Origin of the sequence: Sphingobacterium sp. UBA3519 (assembly GCF_002377215.1) — a bacterium.
Taxonomy (GTDB): domain Bacteria; phylum Bacteroidota; class Bacteroidia; order Sphingobacteriales; family Sphingobacteriaceae; genus Sphingobacterium; species Sphingobacterium multivorum.
Window position 1 is genome coordinate 97,809 of sequence record NZ_DFPI01000026.1, and the last position, 17,610, is coordinate 115,418.

18 protein-coding genes are annotated in these 17,610 nt (G+C 44.6%); 5 read left to right on the top strand and 13 right to left on the bottom strand.

Annotation, left to right across the window (positions count from 1 at the left end; translation table 11 throughout):
* Positions 1-65 precede the first annotated feature (65 nt).
* The 4 genes from B3297_RS17490 to B3297_RS17505 all read right to left on the bottom strand — a co-directional run bounded on the left by B3297_RS17490 (position 66) and on the right by B3297_RS17505 (position 5,082).
* Complete coding sequence (locus B3297_RS17490) at positions 66-3,239, bottom strand: efflux RND transporter permease subunit (protein WP_286779188.1); 3,174 nt, start codon at positions 3,237-3,239, stop codon at positions 66-68.
* Positions 3,240-3,245: 6 nt separating this feature from the next.
* Positions 3,246-4,490 (bottom strand): TolC family protein, encoded by a 1,245-nt coding sequence (locus B3297_RS17495; protein WP_286779189.1) that lies wholly within the window; start codon positions 4,488-4,490, stop codon positions 3,246-3,248.
* A 12-nt stretch (positions 4,491-4,502) separates the two neighbouring features.
* Complete coding sequence (locus tag B3297_RS17500; protein ID WP_286779190.1) at positions 4,503-4,634, bottom strand: hypothetical protein; 132 nt, start codon at positions 4,632-4,634, stop codon at positions 4,503-4,505.
* Between the two features lie 79 nt (positions 4,635-4,713).
* Positions 4,714-5,082, bottom strand: a complete 369-nt coding sequence (locus tag B3297_RS17505) for a hypothetical protein (RefSeq protein WP_286779191.1) — start codon at positions 5,080-5,082, stop codon at positions 4,714-4,716.
* 254 nt (positions 5,083-5,336) lie between these two features.
* Between B3297_RS17505 and B3297_RS17510 the strand changes: the two genes are divergently transcribed.
* Positions 5,337-6,821: a DHA2 family efflux MFS transporter permease subunit gene (locus tag B3297_RS17510; protein WP_217493505.1), complete on the top strand. Its 1,485-nt coding sequence runs from the start codon at positions 5,337-5,339 to the stop codon at positions 6,819-6,821.
* A 144-nt stretch (positions 6,822-6,965) separates the two neighbouring features.
* Here the strand turns inward: B3297_RS17510 and B3297_RS17515 are convergent, their stop codons facing one another.
* The gene (locus B3297_RS17515) at positions 6,966-7,946 is read right to left on the bottom strand and encodes an Rpn family recombination-promoting nuclease/putative transposase (protein WP_070561178.1); all 981 of its coding nucleotides are present in this window, start codon (positions 7,944-7,946) and stop codon (positions 6,966-6,968) included.
* A gap of 581 nt (positions 7,947-8,527) precedes the next feature.
* On the opposite strand from B3297_RS17515, the gene B3297_RS17520 reads away from it, so the two are divergent.
* Positions 8,528-9,463, top strand: a complete 936-nt coding sequence (locus B3297_RS17520; RefSeq protein ID WP_286779192.1) for a 1-phosphofructokinase family hexose kinase — start codon at positions 8,528-8,530, stop codon at positions 9,461-9,463.
* A gap of 177 nt (positions 9,464-9,640) precedes the next feature.
* Here B3297_RS17520 and B3297_RS17525 read toward each other — a convergent pair whose 3' ends face one another.
* The 8 genes from B3297_RS17525 to B3297_RS17560 all read right to left on the bottom strand — a co-directional run bounded on the left by B3297_RS17525 (position 9,641) and on the right by B3297_RS17560 (position 15,212).
* On the bottom strand, positions 9,641-10,714 hold the full coding sequence (locus B3297_RS17525; RefSeq protein WP_286779193.1) for a DUF6624 domain-containing protein: 1,074 nt from the start codon (positions 10,712-10,714) through the stop codon (positions 9,641-9,643).
* A 325-nt stretch (positions 10,715-11,039) separates the two neighbouring features.
* On the bottom strand, positions 11,040-11,204 hold the full coding sequence (locus B3297_RS17530) for a hypothetical protein (protein WP_175441939.1): 165 nt from the start codon (positions 11,202-11,204) through the stop codon (positions 11,040-11,042).
* Positions 11,197-11,511 carry a hypothetical protein gene (locus B3297_RS17535; RefSeq protein WP_070561181.1) on the bottom strand — a complete coding sequence of 105 codons (315 nt, stop codon included), beginning with the start codon at positions 11,509-11,511 and terminating at the stop codon, positions 11,197-11,199. Before B3297_RS17535 ends, B3297_RS17530 begins: the two co-directional genes overlap by 8 nt.
* A 46-nt stretch (positions 11,512-11,557) precedes the next feature.
* Positions 11,558-12,001, bottom strand: coding sequence for a DUF5675 family protein (locus B3297_RS17540; protein ID WP_070561182.1), 444 nt, complete (start codon positions 11,999-12,001; stop codon positions 11,558-11,560).
* Positions 12,002-12,015: 14 nt separating this feature from the next.
* Positions 12,016-12,570 carry a DUF6266 family protein gene (locus B3297_RS17545; RefSeq protein WP_070561183.1) on the bottom strand — a complete coding sequence of 185 codons (555 nt, stop codon included), beginning with the start codon at positions 12,568-12,570 and terminating at the stop codon, positions 12,016-12,018.
* Between the two features lie 70 nt (positions 12,571-12,640).
* On the bottom strand, positions 12,641-13,285 hold the full coding sequence (locus tag B3297_RS17550) for a DUF6266 family protein (protein ID WP_070561184.1): 645 nt from the start codon (positions 13,283-13,285) through the stop codon (positions 12,641-12,643).
* Between the two features lie 420 nt (positions 13,286-13,705).
* Positions 13,706-14,089, bottom strand: coding sequence for a hypothetical protein (locus tag B3297_RS17555; protein WP_070561185.1), 384 nt, complete (start codon positions 14,087-14,089; stop codon positions 13,706-13,708).
* A 100-nt stretch (positions 14,090-14,189) separates the two neighbouring features.
* Positions 14,190-15,212, bottom strand: coding sequence for a hypothetical protein (locus B3297_RS17560; RefSeq protein ID WP_115049132.1), 1,023 nt, complete (start codon positions 15,210-15,212; stop codon positions 14,190-14,192).
* A gap of 190 nt (positions 15,213-15,402) precedes the next feature.
* On the opposite strand from B3297_RS17560, the gene B3297_RS17565 reads away from it, so the two are divergent.
* The 3 genes from B3297_RS17565 to B3297_RS17575 all read left to right on the top strand — a co-directional run bounded on the left by B3297_RS17565 (position 15,403) and on the right by B3297_RS17575 (position 17,597).
* The gene (locus tag B3297_RS17565) at positions 15,403-15,789 is read left to right on the top strand and encodes a hypothetical protein (RefSeq protein ID WP_070561187.1); all 387 of its coding nucleotides are present in this window, start codon (positions 15,403-15,405) and stop codon (positions 15,787-15,789) included.
* 84 nt (positions 15,790-15,873) lie between these two features.
* Entirely contained in the window at positions 15,874-16,881 is a 1,008-nt protein-coding gene (locus B3297_RS17570) for a helix-turn-helix domain-containing protein (RefSeq protein WP_286709319.1), read from the top strand.
* A 35-nt stretch (positions 16,882-16,916) separates the two neighbouring features.
* Positions 16,917-17,597: a hypothetical protein gene (locus B3297_RS17575; protein WP_286779194.1), complete on the top strand. Its 681-nt coding sequence runs from the start codon at positions 16,917-16,919 to the stop codon at positions 17,595-17,597.
* The last annotated feature ends 13 nt before the right edge of the window (positions 17,598-17,610 follow it).

Here is a 17,610-nt window from a genome sequence, read left to right on the forward strand (position 1 = left end):
AACTTCCTTCTATATCATCGCAGTTCGTACTGCTTGATGTCGATTCCGAAAGAGCACTATATTTTTTAGTTTACACGATACGCTTCTTTTTCCATCAATGGCTTCCGATGATCAGGCGCATCCTGCGGCAAGAGTGATTCGGAGTCGAACTTGGATTTTTCCTTCATCCACACAAACAGGAGCGGCAGAATAAAGAGGGCAGCAAATGTGGAGGCAAAGAGGCCACCGATAACGGCCCGGCCCAATGGAGCTGCCTGTTCACCCGTCTCTCCCATTCCCATGGCCATGGGAATCATACCGGCAATCATGGCCATACTGGTCATCAGGATTGGACGTAACCGCGTTGTCGCACTGGCCAGCGCTGCCGTCCTGGCATTGCGAAAGTCCAGCCGCAGTGCTTCCGCATTGGACACGATCAGGATCGCATTGGCGACGGAAACCCCGGTAGACATAATCATACCCATGTATGATTGCAGATTGAGCGTAGACCCTGTGAGCAAAAGCATCGCCAACGACCCTAATATCACTGCAGGAATAGTGACCAATGCGGTCAGCGAAAGCTTGACACTTTGATAATTCGCCGCCAACAGCAGAAAGATCACAACAACTGCGCAGGCTAGCCCCAACTGCAGACTATCCATGGTATCAAGTAATAGTGTCGACATCCCCTTCATTTCCACCACAACACCACGCGGCGGAGCCGGAAGTTCACGAATAGCTTGTTGCACATCGGCTGTTGCTGCCCCCAGGTCCTTCTTATGGATATTTGCCATCACGGTCAGATACCGCCTTGGCCCCTGTCGGTCATATTCACCGGGTAAATATTGTGTATTGAAACTGGCTATATCGCCCAAGGTCGGTGTGAGCTGCCCTTTCACCAGCGGAATTTCGCGCAGTTCGTCCATTGTATTCATCACGTATTCAGGCACCTGCACCTGTACCTGATAGGTATAGGTATTGTTTTCATCGAGCCATTGGATCTTCTGTGTAAATCGGCTTGATGACGTACTGGCTGTTACCGACCGGGCAATATCATCCATCTGCAGACCAAGCTGTGAAGCTTTGAGGCGGTCGATGGCAATGGAAATGGTCGGCAAGCGGAGGGGTTGCGCGATCTGCACATCACGCAGATAGCCGATATGCCGCAATGAACCGACAACCTTATCGGCGTAGACCTTCAATTCGTCCATTTTCTTGCCGGCGACACGCACTTCGATCGGTGTTGCAGCTCCCTGGCTCATAATCTTTTCGGTCATATCAATAGGCTCAAAATTCAGGCGCAAATTTGGTAGTTTATAGTGGATGTTACGCCGTAAAACATCTTTGAGTTCGTCCATATTTACATGGTAGTCTGCATTCAGGTTCACCTGAATCACGGCTTCATGCGTTCCGGTATTGAATACATAGAGGTTGCTGACCCCATAGCTGCTGGGCACCAGACCTACATAGGCCGAACTGATGGCAACCTGATGGTTGACCGTACTGTCGATTACTTGCAGAACCTGTTTGACAGACTCTTCGGTGCGCTCCAGCCTAGTTCCATCGGGCTCTTTGATCCGCAACTGAAACTGCCCATTGTTGACTTTGGGCATCATATCCTTGCCGATGTACACAAATGCGCCAGTGGCAAGAGCCACCGTGAGCAGCAGATATCCTATGATAACTTTGCCCTTATGCCGCATGGAGCGGTATAAGCTAAAGCGATAACGCTTTTTGATCTTATCGAAAAAGCCCGGCGAGTCTGACTTGAAATGACCAATATGATGCTCTTTGAGCAGCCAATTGGACAAAATGGGTACCAAGGTCTGCGCCATGAAATAAGAAGCTATCATCGTCAATCCAATGGATAAAGAAAGTGGCAAAAACATTGCCCGGGGAATTCCCGTCATCATAAAAGAAGGTGCAAATACAGCCAAAATACAGAATAGGATCAAGAGTAGCGGAACAGCGATCTCCTGACAGGCATGATAGATCGCCCTACGTTTGTGTGTACCCTGTTCTTGATGCTGATGTATGCTTTCGATGGTCACCGTGGCCTGATCGACCAGGATACCGATGGCCAGTGCCAAACCGCTCAAGGTCATGATATTGATGGTCTGGCCAAACAGTGTGAGCAGAAAGACACCGATCAAAATGGATACCGGTATGGTGACGATCACGATCAGGCTGCTCCGCCAGTCACGCAGAAACAAGAGTACCATAAGACCGGTAAGCAGAGCACCGAGCCCCCCTTCGTGCAAAAGACTCTGCACCGAATTCATAACCGCTACGGACTGGTCAAATTCATAAGATACCTTCACATCCTCTGGCAGCAGGTTCTGGATTTCCGGCAACTTAGCCTTAAGGTTGCTGACCACTGCCCAGGTGGATGCATCCGAAGTCTTAACGGCGGGAATATAAACAGAGCGCCGACCATTGATCAGTGCGTAACTGACCGTCACATCCGAAGCGTCCGATACGCGTGCGACATCTTTGATATAAATTGGGATCCCATTTTTTGTCAGAATAGGAATATCGGAGAAATCTGCAACATTCTTGATCAGTGAATTGATGGTGGTCACATACATCGTATTGTTGAGGTTCAGGTTGCCTGATGGTGACATGACGTTGAATTTGGACAATGCCATCACCACCTCGTCGGCGGTCAGGTTATAGCTGCGCAATTTATTGGGGTCTACATTGACCGTAATGGTCCGGGAGTTGGCTCCAAAGGGTGGCGGGGCCGAGAGTCCCGGTACCGCAGAAAACATGGGCCGCACCAGCGTACTCGCCATATCGTAGATCTCCTTGAGGCTTTTTGTCTTCGAAGACAGCACCAGCTGCCCCACAGGTAAAGAGGAAGCATCAAAACGAACCACCTGTGGTGGCAATGCCCCTGGCGGAAAGAACTTCATGGCCCGGTTTACCTGCAGTGCTACCTGCGCCGAAGCTTCGGCCATATCGGTATTTTCATAGAAACTAAGTTTTAGGAGCGTAAGGCCCTGAATATTTTTGGCTGATATATTTTTGATTCCGTTGACATAGAGAAATTGATCCTGCATCCGGGAGGAGAAAAACCCCTCCATTTGTTGCGGAGACATTCCACCGTAAGATTCAATGACGTAAATTGTCGGTGAATTGAGCTGCGGAAAGATATCAATCGGTATTTTCAGTACAGCGAGTACCGAAAAGAGCAGCAGGCTCAGGGTAATGATCACCGTGGTAATCGGCCTTCGTAAAGCAGCTGTGACAAGTGACATAAGTAATTAATTAAAAAGTTGAAGAAAGCCATCGACATTGTTTTGTGCCACCACCTGATGGAACAATGCCAGATAATAATTATACTTAGCGGTGATATAATCGCGCTCTGCCTGATTGAGCATATTTTGGGCAACGTTGACCTCCACAATATCAATCAGCCCGTTTTTGTATAAGGAAAACTTCTGACGGTAGGCGGCATTTGCAGCCTTGGTCTGACGCGGAATTTCCTTGAGCCGTCTTTCAGCAGTTTCCACTTCCGTGGCAGACTGTGCAATATTCATGGCGATGTTGGCCTGTTGTTCCTGTAGCTTTTGACCGGCCTCGTCCACCATAAGACGCTGTGTATGGAGTTTTACTTTTTTGCGGCGCAGGTCAAACAGGTTGTAGTTAATCCCCATACCGACGAGGTAATTACCCCTTTGCAGGCCAAAGCCATCGGCTAGTGAACCATAACTGTTATCACTATGTACACTGGATGCCCTCCCCCAGACGGCGCCCGAGAGGAACAGCTTAGGTCGGTAACTATTGGCGACCAGCTTTTCTTCCATCTTGGTCTTGTCAAACAATGCATTATAATAGGCTACCATAGGATGCTGACGGCCACCATCCAGTTCAATGGGGGCATTCTTTACCTGCTCGAAAAGAATCTTTTCGGCAGTGGTGTCCGCTATAATCTGCGCTGGCGACATACCCGCCAAAGTAGCCAGTTGAATTTGCAATTGCTGCTGTTGGTTATCCAGTTCGATAAGACCAAGCTGGCTCCGCGATATTTCAGCATCCGCCATACTGGTATCCACACCGGCCCTGATACCACTTTTGACCAGCGCAAATATCGACTGACGTATTTCCTGATTACGGGCTATACTCCGCGATTGGATTTCGATTAGGTCATGCAATTTCAACAATTGCAGATAACTGTAGATGGTGAAGGACTGCAGGTCATACTTAGACTGTTCAAAACGACGGTTCTCCACGGCCACCTCCGCCTGCGCAAGCTGGTCCTGGGCCTTGAATTGACCAAAATTATAGACCTCCCATTGGAAAGCAGCAATGCCAAGATTACTGCTCACAGCCTGATAATTATTATTGGCACGGATACCACCATTATTGGTCGGTACCAAGCCAAATCCGAAGTAAGGCCCCGGTACATTATTATTGGAACCGACATCTGCCTGATACGACAGCTGGAGGCTCGGCAGACGGTTGTTTTTGACTTCGGCTGCTCGGGCCTGCTGCACCTGCGTACGCACGTAGTCGGTACGTTAGGAGGGCGCATGCTGCGTTACCGAAGACAACAGCTGATTGAGTTTGATAGGCACATGGTTCTCCTGGCCATAGCTAAAGAAGCTACAGCAGAGCAGCACATGCCCCATAAGGACAAGTTTCTGAAACATATAAAAAAGCTTATTTTAAAATAAATGAATGTCTGTAGCCCCATTGGACTCATTCAATACGATTAAAATCGCTTTTTTATCATAAAGTCAGTTGGAGATTACGCAGGTATAGCCGCTCGAGCGGCAATAAGGCCTTGGACATCAAGTTACCAATCGAAAACACGCTGGAATTCGGAAAGAACCTGTTGAAAAAGTGGGTAATGAAAAACTCCCTTACTTTGGCGGTAAAGTGACGAAGTGGAGAGAGCGTCAGACAGACACTATCTTTGACATCAACCCAATCCAGGTATTCTTGTTTCCGTTTACTAAAAGCCTTGATAACGGTGATAAACTCATTCTCGCTCTGTGCCTTTGCCTGATGATAAAGTGAAAATCCGATCAAAGGCTTCACGATCAACAGCATCGCACTTATCAGTAAGAGAAATTGAAATATGACTCGTCTTAACATAGGTTGTATGATATCTAATGTACAGCATTTTGATTTGCGTACACTACAAATATAAACAATTGCGCAGTAGACTAATGTAACATTGACGTAGCGAAAGCTTTTGTAAACATCATGTTGCAATCACACTTTTTCCTGCAAAGATCAACCGCTAGCGCTCTCCTAGCCTTAGCCCGCAACATCATCCTCGTCCACATCTTTCGATTCTCCGGAAAATACATAAGCAGCCAGATTCGTCTATATTTAATTGCCTTTAAATGACTTTTCTTTTTTTGGATAGGTTTACTTTTGTCGCAAATGTATCCCGTTCGGGATTGAAGAAGAGCAAAATGAAGAAAGAATCACGCATCATATCGCTCATTGTAGGTGGCACACTGCTTATGGAGATGCTCGACACCACAGCGATATCCACGGCCTTACCCAAAATGGCACACGATTTTGAGCGTAATGTGGTACAGCTCAGTGCCGGTATTACTTCGTATACGGTTATGTTAGCTGTATTTATTCCAATCAGCGGCTGGATTGCCGACCGCTACGGCGCAAAAAAGGTTTTCAATACGGCAATTATGGGGTTCATACTTTCTTCAATCGCATGTGGACTGAGTACCAACTTAACTTCCTTTGTTATAGCGCGAATCTGCCAGGGTACTGCAGGCGCACTGATGGTACCGGTCGGCCGTCTCATTGTGCTCAAGCATACCGCAAAGAAAGATCTGGTCGATGCGATCGGTTATATTGCCTGGGCCGGATTATTGGGCCCTATAATTGGTCCCGTATTGGGCGGATTTTTTACGACCTATTTTAGCTGGCACTGGATTTTCTTTATTAATGTACCCGTCGGTGTATTTGCACTGTGGGCAGTCAATAAATTTATTCCAGCGATGGAATCTGAAAATCGACGACCACTTGACCTTATCGGTTTTTTTATCAGTGGGATCGGCCTTGCCGGCATTATGCTGGGTACTGAAATGATCGGTGCAGCCAAAGGAGATTATACCAAACCCATTGTTACTATCGTTGCTAGCTTTGCGCTAATGGCCGTTTCAATCTGGCACTCCAAGCGGATCAAGTATCCATTGATAGATTATAGTGTCCTCAAAATAAAAACGTTCAGGGTTACGGTCTATTCTGGATCGATCACCCGTATGGTGATCAATGTTGCTCCGTTTATCCTGCCGCTTATGTTACAGTTGGGTTTTGGACTGAGCCCATTTCACGCAGGCCTCCTCTATATGGCCAACATGCTGGGCAGTATGAGCATGAAGCCCGTAGCCATATGGATCACCAGAAGATTTGACTTCCGTAAAGTATTAATCGGGAATGGTATTATTTTAACATTGTTTACGGCCGGACTTTCCCTGCTTTCAATACAAACACCGATTTGGCTTGTAGCCATTGTATTCTTTTTCTCTGGACTTACACGGTCGCTTCAATTTACGAGCCTTAACACCTTGGCCTATGCAGACATACCAAATGAGCAGATGAGCAATGCAAATACGCTCTATAATACGGCACAACAAATGGCACTTGGTATGGGGATCGCCTTAGGAGCGGTAACCCTCCACCTAGCAAGCAGTTATTATCAGGATACTGTTTATCAGATGCGGGATTTCAGTCTGGCATTGCAGTTAATTGCGGCCTTGTCCCTACTATCCTTAATTGAATATTTCAAAATTAAACCAAGTGACGGAGCCAATTTAAGGGGCTTGCCTTCACAAAAAGAAGTGCAGAAGGCCGCTTAGTCCTTTAAATTTTAGTTAGGCACTTCGGAGTGAAGGCAAAACTGTTTGCCGGAAAAGCTCCAGCAAATACAGGTTTAGTTAGTGCAAAAACAGCTGCTCAAAAATCTGAACAGCTGTTTGCTATGTTTGTATAATTGGGAATAATTACTTTTTGTCTCTGGCTAGATCTGCCCGTACTTTCTGTACAAAATCAAGCGAAACCTTCGCAACACGCACGATAACATCATCAGTAAGCTTAAGTTCGGTAATCAAATTTTCCACTACCTCATAGCCTTTTGCCTCAGCGCCCTGTTCCAGTCCTTGTTCAACACCTTGTTTAATGCCTTGTTTAATGCCTTGTTCAACACCTTGTTCAATGCCTTGTTCAATGCCTTTTTGAATAGCCTCATTAAGCTGTTGCTCCTGATATTGGCGCACCGCTTCAGCATCCCATTTACGTTTTAGACTTACATCATACATTGCTCGTTCCTCCTTATTCAACTTTGCGTATTCCGCTATTTTAAATAATTTTTCAAATATAGGCTTCTTCAGATAGACCGGTATCTTGTTCAGCTTGGACATATTACGTAAAACATAAAGCCAACGATCAAGATCAGTTTCTAATTCCGCCTCTACTTTTGTAAAGTTACGCAATTGAACGTAAATAAACCCCAACTCTTCATAAAAAACTCGACCTGTCTTCCTGTTACACAAGCAAATATCGTGAATAACAGCGCTGGATTCATCCGCCTGTGAAAAAGTAAATCCATCCATAAGTACAACGATATACACTTCGGTTATCGCATAATTCCACGCTCGCCGTTTTCCTTTGGGAGCCTGATCCGCAATAAGCTTACTGCTGTAGTAAAGCATGCGTTTTTTCAAATTTATCTGTGCAGTACGCTGTACTTCAATCACAAACTTCTCTCCATTTTCAGCTGTACAGATCAGGTCAAAGATCACGGTCCCGATCTCCTCGCTATCCCCTACATGTTCATTCTTTTCGTACAATAAATCGACAATACTTTTCCGTCCACGGAATAACTCATTCAATAGGGAAATCAGTAAATCCTTATTGGGTTCGGATCCAAAAATGCGCTTAAATGCATAGTCTGAAACTAGATCTATATAAACGGGCTCGTTCATAAATATAATAATTGGTTGTTGACTGTAAATTTCGAAAAAAGAATTTAATAAAACTAATATTTTTAGTAATAAATACAGATTCCCGAAGACCTACCGTCAACGACTATGCAAAGGCTGTATTGATAACTTCCGTTATATTTAGGTTGCCAGTGATGACATCCCCATTGGGCGTCCGGTTAATAATAACTAGTACCACACGGTTATCAGGAAGGCCATTGAGTTGTGTGGTGAGTCACCTGCGGCAGATCATGAAGCAAGCGGACAAGTCCGCAAAAGCATTTTTTACCGCCTTGCAGCGCAATCTCAAAAAGATCCTCGAGCTACGCGATACCTTTAGAAGTGGAAAACGCGCATAGTCGACTTACAGAAACGCCTTGGGAAGACCACTGTCTCAGCGAAGACCTCGTCTACCAACAGGAATGATTCAAATAACGGGGTAAGCAATGTTGACGAAACCGAAAGCACGTAGGGTATTTTGCGCTGTACACTGTCAATAATAATTATTAGCTTTATTTAAATTATGCTGTGATGCATTTCAACAATGCACTATTTATCTCTGAATAGCTTTATAACTTAGACAAATGGCAAAATCTATTTTAACAATAACCCTGAACCCATCCGTAGACAAGAGTACCAGTGTACAACATATCGTTCCTGAAAAGAAATTACGTTGTGAAGCACCTGTATATGAGCCTGGTGGCGGAGGAATTAATGTATCTCGGGCCTTGAAAAGACTTGGTTTGGATTCAACAGCTCTTTTTACATCCGGTGGAAGGACAGGCAGTTTACTCGAAAGCTTATTGAGACTGGAAGATATTGCTATAGATCCTATTCGGGTGAATGGCGAGACCCGCGAAAACTTTATCGTGGTTGACAGCGCAACCAATCAGCAATATCGATTCGGGTTTCCAGGCGAACAAGTTGAATCCAACGAGCTGGACGGGATTAGGAATTCAATTGAGGAACTCACGGATATCCCGGATTTTGTCGTTATCAGCGGCAGTATGCCGGCTGGTATGCCACCCGAGTTTACGCGGTCACTGATCAACACGTACAAAACGAAGGGCAGTAAAATAATCATTGATACATCTGGCGATGCACTTCGCCTTGCACTGGATGAAGGTGTCTATTTAATCAAACCGAATGCCGGCGAGCTGGCTGCTCTTCTGGGAAAAGAGGAATTGGGGCATTCCGATCTGGATATGGCCGCCAAGCAACTAATTTCGGAGGGTAAAGCTACGCTGATCGTGGTCTCGCTAGGTGCACAGGGCGCTATTTTGTATTCAAAAGCAGAAAAAATCCAACTACCTTCACCAGTGGTAAAAGTGCGCAGTACTGTGGGCGCTGGTGACAGTATGGTCGCCGGAATGGTTTCTGTCTTAGCCCAACAAGGCGATCTGGAGCATGTCCTTCAAATGGGAATTGCGTGTGGCTCGGCGACCACGATGGCGCAGGGAACCGGACTGTTCGCTAAGAAAGATGTCGAAAGGCTGTTTTCGGAAATTAAAAAAAGATAAAAACTGAGGATTTTGCCTTACAAATGAAGATGTTGCCTTACAAAAAGGCGCACAATCCCGTGCACCTTTTTGTTCTACTCATCTTTTCCGTTTCCCCAGTTTGGCTAGTAGACCAGTCTTTAAATATTAAATGATAAAATACCATTTGCAAGCCCTAAAACACGGAGACAATATCAATTATTTATTATGATATTTTAATAGATCTTTTTCATACCTTTCTAGACTCCAAATAATCTTCCATCTCTTAAGATATTCTTTCATTGGCGGTAAGCCAATCTTGGATCTGAACTCATCGACTTTAGCAGGCTCCTGAATTGGCAACACATAGTATGCAGAACCCGATTTGCCAACTTGTGTACCATATTTCTGATTATCATTGCGCTGTAAAAGATATCGGTCCTGGAATAACGCATAATCGGTGGCTCTTATTTCTCCTTTCGAAACGGCTCTTTCCACCATATCGATATACTTTTGTTTAATATCTAAAGGCGCGTGCTGAAGCACAAGAAATACTGTATTGATTCCCCTCTGAGATACCTTTTCTGCTCCTAGCCATCCGTAGCTATCTAACAGTAAAGAAATTCGATTCTGATTTTCTGAATCGTTTTTAGACATTTCACCATAAAGCTTTTTCATTTCCAAACTATCATCTGCCTTTACATTTAAAAGTTTCATTCTGGGGAGCTGATCGTTTTCATAAATAGTATCTAAGATGTGAATAAGCTTTTTGTCAAGAGACTGATAATTATTAGACTGGATAGAATCATTGAAGTAATAATTTGCCTTTATCTTACTCTTTAAGTTTTCCCATCTTGGAATATTTTCTAACTTTTTAAATGCACTATCTGCCTCTATTTCTATGTAACTACCATATCCGACTTTAATTATTTTATTAAATTGATTCTCAACAGAATCTAAATTTCCTATTAAAGCCCATAATCTTCCCGCTTCATATCTATCTTGAACAAGCCCTTTATCACCATTTTCGGCAAATGCGCGCTCAAGCATAGTTACTGCCTCTTTAAATTTATTAGTACTCCTATAAATTCTAGCGCTATCTATCAGTTTTTGATAGCGTTCAGGGAGCACCTGACTGAAACTTTTAGAACTAGATAATATCAAGAGGAAGAAAATAAAAAAAATATTGTATCCTTTGATTTTTGTTATGCAATTATGCTGCTTCGTCATCATTCCAACTTGCTGTATATGGGTCATAGAAACACTTTTTTGGTTTTTCTGAATAGTCTTCATCTTCATGACCGTAGTCCATTTGGTCGAATTTTTTATAATCGGGAAACGCATTTAGTTTAAATTATTACACACGAAATGTGTTTAAAAAATTACAAATAATAAATCAAAGCTGAAATTTTTTTTAAAAATTCAAATAGCTTACATTATATTTCTTGAAACATAAAATAATAAATACCATCCACTAACACTTTCTGTATCGTAAATTGTCGATGAATTGAGCTGCCGAAAGATGTCGATAGGCTGTTTTCGGAAATTAAGAGAAGATAAAAATTGAAGATGTTGCCTTACAAAAAGGCACACGATCCTGTGCGCCTTTTTGTTCAACTCATTTTTTGCGTTTACCCATCTTCGCCAGTAGCCTACTTGTTGCGAAACTGACCAAGGTACCTAGTGCAGCTGTCAGGGCGGTTTGCAGCACATCGCCCAGGGAAATACTGGCCCAGATGGAGCAGATGGTACCACCAATAGCCGAGACGCGGATATCATTCACTTTCATCCATCGCGCTCCTTTCACCTGTAGTTTCGGCTCCGTTTTTAGCGGACATGTTATCTCCAACGCCCTCCGAAGTAAACTTATCGCTTTCCAATTCAGAAGCCGGCTTCTTACCGTTCTCTTCCACCGAAGCATCCTTATCGTCCACCTCCGGCTGCGGCTTAGCCTCATCCAATACGGTTTCCACGATGCCCAGCCCCAGGGCTAGGTATTTTAATACATTCCCTACCTTTCCCGGTAGCTTAACAGGTGCCGCCAGCAACAGCTGTAACACCTGTCCTATTTTGCTAAAGATTTTTTTCATGATTATTCTATTTAATGGAGTTCACTTGCCCTGTATCGGGCGACGCTCACTCGACCTGTACTTCGACCAGTCCCTGCAGCATTAGTTCGACCACTAGCGGATAGAACTTTTTGTAGGCGACACCCGAGGCTAACAGGCGATAATCACCATCCTCCAGTACATATTGCGCGCCTACCAGGATGCAGCCCGCAGTCTCTTTGTAGCTGTTTCCTTTGTGGAAGTAGACATAGCTAAAATTCGGAATATCAAGCATCTCTAACATCCCGCGATGCATTTTTGGGTAAGCGTCGTAGTAACGGCCATTCATTGCCCCCTCGCGGTTAAAACCCAGCGGATAATGCCCGACAGGTATGGCAGTCTCGCCCCTAATCTTCACGGGGCGCGGAATATTCTCCAGACCGTAGCAGACAAATTGATTGTTCAGGTAGATCTCGGACAGCGTGCTATGCTTGCCCTGTTTTGTACGAAGTACTTTTATCGTTGATTTCATACGCAAGATTTAAATTAGAAAAGACCGAGGTACTGACTTCTGGAGTACAGGTTTTCGTCACGATCATGTAGGAACAGGTACAGGTGCACCGGCCGATCATGCAGGATGGATGGCAGCTCGATCGTCATTTGGAGATCCTTGCGCAGCACCTGTTGTTCATTGATGGCTGCCTGCTCGCCAATAATATCATAAGCACAGAGTATGACCTGGTCATCCCATTGGTTATAATCTTTGATGTTGGATTCGGTTACATCCCAGCTCAGCTGAATCGTATTTGACGTACGTACACAGGTATTCACCGCGAGCGGAGACAGCATGCCATTGCTTATTTTTGCGAGAGCGGGCACTACCTCAAAATCCGGATATTCCCCCTGTATCACATTCGTCAGCGTATGCGACATGGCGCGGCCAAAAGCCGCCTGCACCGTGCACTTGCTATGGGCAAAACCTTTGCGGATGAGCGGGTACAGCGGATTCAAAAACCGGCGTGCCAGCCGAAAACGCTCCTGCGCAGCCTCCCTACGTGTCGGATCTGTAACCTGCTTTTTAAACTCAGAAATCACCAGCATGTCTTATCGTTTTGTGTTCAAAAATCAGGAGGAGCCACATGCTCCTCCCGTTCAATTAATCCTTCAGTGGCTAAGCCAGGTCAAATTCGCCCAAATACGTACTTTTGGATACCTTTTCGGCCTTGCGGTCGGTAAAGAAGATCCAGACATGCCCCTTGCCACCGAGCAGGTGGGCCGGGATCTGGATGTCTATCGTACCGGCAGCACGGGTGGGCGGTGTAGGTGCCGTCATAAATTCATCCTTTTCGGGTGAATAGACCAAGATAATGACCTGATCATCGGCCTTGGTCTTGTACAGGCTGTTGAGGATGGTATCCCAGTAGATAGAAAGAATTCCATTATCCACAGCAGCCTCCATGCCGCCGCCGTTGAGGTAAGAGCCCGTACTGATTTCGATCTTGCTGTAATCCAAGCTAAAGTTTGGATAAGTACCGCTTACCGCCTGTGCGATGTTGAGCTGCAGTGCCACGTTTGTGGGCGTCATCTTTTCGGTTTTGGAAAGCCCAAACCCCACCTGCAGGATCGGCGTGATCGGCATCAGAAATTTGGAGATTTTCAGGAAACGGTCCTGTTGGATCAGCTGTTCTTCGGACATCCCTTTCGTCCGCTTTTTGGGCAGGCCTTTGAGGTAGTTGATGGATTTCCAGGACGAAGCTATCACAGCGCCCACTTTACCACTTGCTCTTCCGATTACACCATTGTTGATTGTTGCCATGTTGTTATTTTTTTTAAAAAGTTAAACCCCATAAAGCTTTCATTTATACCGGTATGTATTGCTTTACTTCGACAAACATACCACATCACATAGCCCCTTGTCAATAGCATAAAACAGGTTGGCGGAGACTCGTCGGCGGCAGCCCGTCTTTTGTCGGCGTGTTGTCGGAGGCAATCGGGCATATTCCAGGTACACCGCCGTCTGGCACTTCAAAAACTACGGGTTTGAGCAGCAGTCTCGGGCCTTTGCTTCGCACCTGATTCGTACCTGCTTCGGATCAGCAATAGATCTTGTACAGATACTGACCAGACCTTCACCAGTCTCCGAACAGGGAAATACTGTTCAGCAACGGATTAACAGTGGCTGCTTTTACATGCAGCCCCGAAGACAATACGAAGCAGGTACGAATAGTGTAGGGATTTAAGGCATTTGCCGCGGCCATTTTTTATATTCGGCCACATACAGCTGCACCACATCTTTTTTGAGAAAGAGATCCGCATTACCCTCTTTATAGGTGGCTTTGAGCAGGCCTTTGGCGATACGGCGCTCGATGGTGCGCACACTTTTGCTCAAAAAATAGGCGACTTCGTGGATGGTCATTGTACCGGTCAGCTTGTGGAGCTCCGTATACTGCTGTTCTTGCAGCAGGTCGAGGATACGGTCCAGCTTGGCCGCTAAGGGCGTATATCCGATGCCTGACTTTAATTGAAAAGAATAGTGGATTTTAAGGTGAATAGCTGTCGCATTGGACACAAAACGGGGGGTGATATCCTGTTGATCAGGAGATCCTTTTACAAAAAACATAAACGGGTAAGGTTAGCTCGACTAACCGCCGAAATCCAGCGCAGCAGCAGACCTGTTGTCTACTGCGCTCGGTCTATCTAAGTTTATAAAGTGGGATGATTCAATTGAGCCGAATAAGGTTATCCCATCCCTCATGCTCCAGGTTATTGACGTTATCCAAAAAATCCTTTAGTTTTTTTTCTTTGCGCATCCATTCAGTTATCTGCAGCAGGTTGCTGATTTCCAATTCCGTCATATTCAACTTGAGGCTGTCAAACACTTCCTTACGAAACTCCAGGTAAGTGGCATTTGGCAATATCGGTTGACGGACGAGCATCATATTTACCCTACAGGTTTTATTGATGCGGAAATACCATTTATCAAGCCCCAACCTTTCTAGCTCCTGCATGAAATGATGGGCTTCCAAACGGATACCATTGATCAGGACGACTTCTTTTTTTCTTTTTTGGGAAAAATAAAAGGGCACATCAAACATACGTACAGCATCCATCTGCAAGGTATTTAAATTGAATGGCGAATCTTTATGCAGCACATCATAGAGTGATCCGATTACGATAGTCCTATCCAATGCACTTGGAGGTGCTATAGTTCCCGCTCTATCTGTTGTGTTTTCCTGCGACATGACCTCTTTCCCTAACAAAGCCATCACATTTTCAGTTGTTAGCCACCATAATTCGCCGTTACGAAAAACATAGATCACGTAGGCTATAAAGCCTAGACCAATAAAAGGCATATAATGCAGCAGATAGCTTCTTAACAAGCTGTACGTATCTTCGCTGCGGACAGAAGCGAAACAATAGATAATGAAGAGATAAATCGATAGAATCGATATAGTTGTAACAAGAATTGCACAGCAGAGCTGACCTTTGGGTATACTCTTGGTCATGACCCTCCCCTTGCTCATGAGTATCAAATCAGGGTACCGCTTCTGCCAATAAGTCCCAAAGGCTTCAAGAAACATCTGCGTGAACACGACCGCAACACCAATCGCAATTGCAAATGCCACTGTCCACATCCAATAGGTCTGTGTCCAAAATCGATTCAGGTAAATACCGTGATTTCCGATTAAATTAAAAAGCATGGAGATGAGTAAACTCTCCACCGTTAGTTTTAATACTTTCATATGTTATGTCAAGCTCTCTTAAATGGCTCAGGTTTATACTGGTTTACAGAACCAATTTACTAAATAAAATCAAATATTAAGCAAAATTTAATCACCCAAAAGAAGATTATCCTCCAAAATACCGGAGGTTAGGACAGGTCGGTTGCTAATTTGATCTATTTAAATAAATATTTGCAAAAATACAATTTGAATGAAAGAGAACTTCGACAATGCAGGTGTGGCGCAAAAAGTAGCCACGCTTCTTGCGCTACCCTTAGCGGAGCGCGCGCTAGAGATGCAACTTCTTAAAGACGATTTTGCAGCCTGGATGGAACACAATTTTGACTTGAAGCCCCATCAGGTGGAGCAGCTCTATGATTTTTCACCTGGATTTCGGAAACAACTTGGCACGGCTATCAGCAATTATCTCATGCAGGGCAACGTACTTCAATTTCAAAAAGAAGACAAGGGAGATGATGATGATCCAGAATTTAAGGAGCTTATGGTTCACGGCCTCGATGAATGGCAGGATGGTGTGGCGACAATGATGTTCACTCCCCTGTTTATCCGGATTTCCTACACCGGTCCGCAGCAGTAATCCAACCCAACGTTATCCAAAAACCATTTCCCCCGATCATACCGAAATCCTGATCGGGGGGATTTTATTGACCTATACACCATTATGAAAACAGCACTACAGATCGATATCGCAAAGGTATTTGACCAGCCGATCAGTCCGAGAACTGATATGCTCAAGCCAAGAATAAGCATGTCCAATGCGGACTATCAACATTACGAAAACCAACATGGGCAAGCCTGCCTGCAGCAATTTGATGGCATGCTCGGCTACATCAATATATTGGATCTGCATCTACCTGCCGATATTGTCATTCCTATACAAGTCACACGTTCAGACCTGCATATCTTTTATCTCTTCACAGAAGATCGTGCTATTCAGATCAGGGATGTCCAGAAGCGGATCAGTTACAGCATTTCTTGCAATCGTGGCCGCTACTTCTACTTAACCAGAAGTGATTATGAAATCCATGTTCCTGCCGGAAGTTATACCCTTGTTAACTTTTATTTCCGCGGCAGCATTTTCCGCGATGGCAATGAGCGTCCCTTCCAGTTTCTTCACCCCTTGATCCATGCCTATCGAAAACAAGATCCGAATTCGTGGTGCAGCATCGATTTCCGTGCCGGCACCAGGACCATCTCATTGATGAAAACCATTGCGTCAAAAATCAAGAAAGGCGACCTCGATAGTGAGGTCAATATCCTCTGGGGTATCAAGAAACTGATCCAGCTATCGAAGGAAAAGATCTTTGAAGAATATGACAAGATTTCGGAATCCCAAATCAAATCCAAAGAAGCCCATGCTGCCATTAAGCAGGCAGTAGCCGAGCTTGGCCAGGATTTTAAACTGGACGACATTGCCTGGCAGCTCGGGATCAGTATGGACTATCTGCATCAGCTTATCCAACTTTATTACGGACAGAGTCCTCAAGAGCTGAAGGTAGAATTTATGCTGGATCTCGCCAAGAAATATATTGTAGACGGTATGCCTACCGATGCAATCGCCTATGAACTGGGCTATGCCTCACCGAGCAGTTTTGCACGCTTTTTTAAAAAGAAAACGGGCATGACGGCTACGGAGTTTTTTAAGCGGTATAACCAAGACTATTTATAAAATTTATTGTTAAATTAACCTAGTGACCTAAAAACATGAAAGAAATCATTCAAAAAAGCGTAAAATTTTTCAGCGTGATCGGACAATTTTTTGTAGCTGAGCCAGCTGACAAAAGCACGCTAATTGCGAGAAAAGTCTGTGGAAAATATAGAGCCTGGAAATATGGCCCGTTATGTATTTGTATCGAGATGGCCGCCTCCTATTTCCCTGAAAATTATCAGCTTGATGAAGAGGTACTCAGGAAAGCAAATGCTGCTGGCAACATTTATTCTCCAAAGGGTATGCTTTATTATCTTTTGTCCCATGCGAGAAAGGTAGCGGCACCACGGCAGCCATTACCCATTAAAAAGAGCTATAGCTATGTGGCCTGGCAGATGATCAATCTATCAAAAGTGGATATCGTGACAACCCTCACCAAACACCCTCGTTTAATAGAAATTCGTGAGGAAACGCTGGAACTGTCTGCAGCGAAAGCCGAGATACTGATCTTGAGCAGCGGTGGTGATTATCTTGAAGTAAATCATCTTCTTTCGAAGGTTGACCTGACACATAAATATGTAATTATCTGTTCTGTTTTTGAAGAAGCCTTTATACGCGATCATATTCTTTATCGAGTAGATCGGAAAATTACACCAAATTTTAAAAGCGAAAACGAATATATGGCATTCATTGACGAGATTATCCAAGAAGCCACCACAATACCTTTGAAAATTTAACCGTAGCATTCCC

Bases quoted from the DNA above. Each gene is read 5' to 3' on its own strand.
- B3297_RS17535 (WP_070561181.1), bottom strand. From the start codon at position 11,511: ATGAAAAAAATCTTTAGCAAAATAGGACAGGTGTTACAGCTGTTGCTG.
- B3297_RS17505 (WP_286779191.1), bottom strand. From the start codon at position 5,082: ATGTTAAGACGAGTCATATTTCAATTTCTCTTACTGATAAGTGCGATG.
- B3297_RS17500 (WP_286779190.1), bottom strand. From the start codon at position 4,634: ATGTTTCAGAAACTTGTCCTTATGGGGCATGTGCTGCTCTGCTGTAGC.
- B3297_RS17575 (WP_286779194.1), top strand. From the start codon at position 16,917: ATGAAAGAAATCATTCAAAAAAGCGTAAAATTTTTCAGCGTGATCGGA.
- B3297_RS17555 (WP_070561185.1), bottom strand. From the start codon at position 14,089: ATGTTTTTTGTAAAAGGATCTCCTGATCAACAGGATATCACCCCCCGT.
- B3297_RS17525 (WP_286779193.1), bottom strand. From the start codon at position 10,714: ATGAAGACTATTCAGAAAAACCAAAAAAGTGTTTCTATGACCCATATA.
- B3297_RS17550 (WP_070561184.1), bottom strand. From the start codon at position 13,285: ATGGCAACAATCAACAATGGTGTAATCGGAAGAGCAAGTGGTAAAGTG.
- B3297_RS17515 (WP_070561178.1), bottom strand. From the start codon at position 7,946: ATGAACGAGCCCGTTTATATAGATCTAGTTTCAGACTATGCATTTAAG.
- B3297_RS17570 (WP_286709319.1), top strand. From the start codon at position 15,874: ATGAAAACAGCACTACAGATCGATATCGCAAAGGTATTTGACCAGCCG.
- B3297_RS17520 (WP_286779192.1), top strand. From the start codon at position 8,528: ATGGCAAAATCTATTTTAACAATAACCCTGAACCCATCCGTAGACAAG.
- B3297_RS17540 (WP_070561182.1), bottom strand. From the start codon at position 12,001: ATGAAATCAACGATAAAAGTACTTCGTACAAAACAGGGCAAGCATAGC.
- B3297_RS17565 (WP_070561187.1), top strand. From the start codon at position 15,403: ATGAAAGAGAACTTCGACAATGCAGGTGTGGCGCAAAAAGTAGCCACG.
- B3297_RS17490 (WP_286779188.1), bottom strand. From the start codon at position 3,239: ATGTCACTTGTCACAGCTGCTTTACGAAGGCCGATTACCACGGTGATC.
- B3297_RS17545 (WP_070561183.1), bottom strand. From the start codon at position 12,570: ATGCTGGTGATTTCTGAGTTTAAAAAGCAGGTTACAGATCCGACACGT.
- B3297_RS17510 (WP_217493505.1), top strand. From the start codon at position 5,337: ATGACTTTTCTTTTTTTGGATAGGTTTACTTTTGTCGCAAATGTATCC.
- B3297_RS17560 (WP_115049132.1), bottom strand. From the start codon at position 15,212: ATGAAAGTATTAAAACTAACGGTGGAGAGTTTACTCATCTCCATGCTT.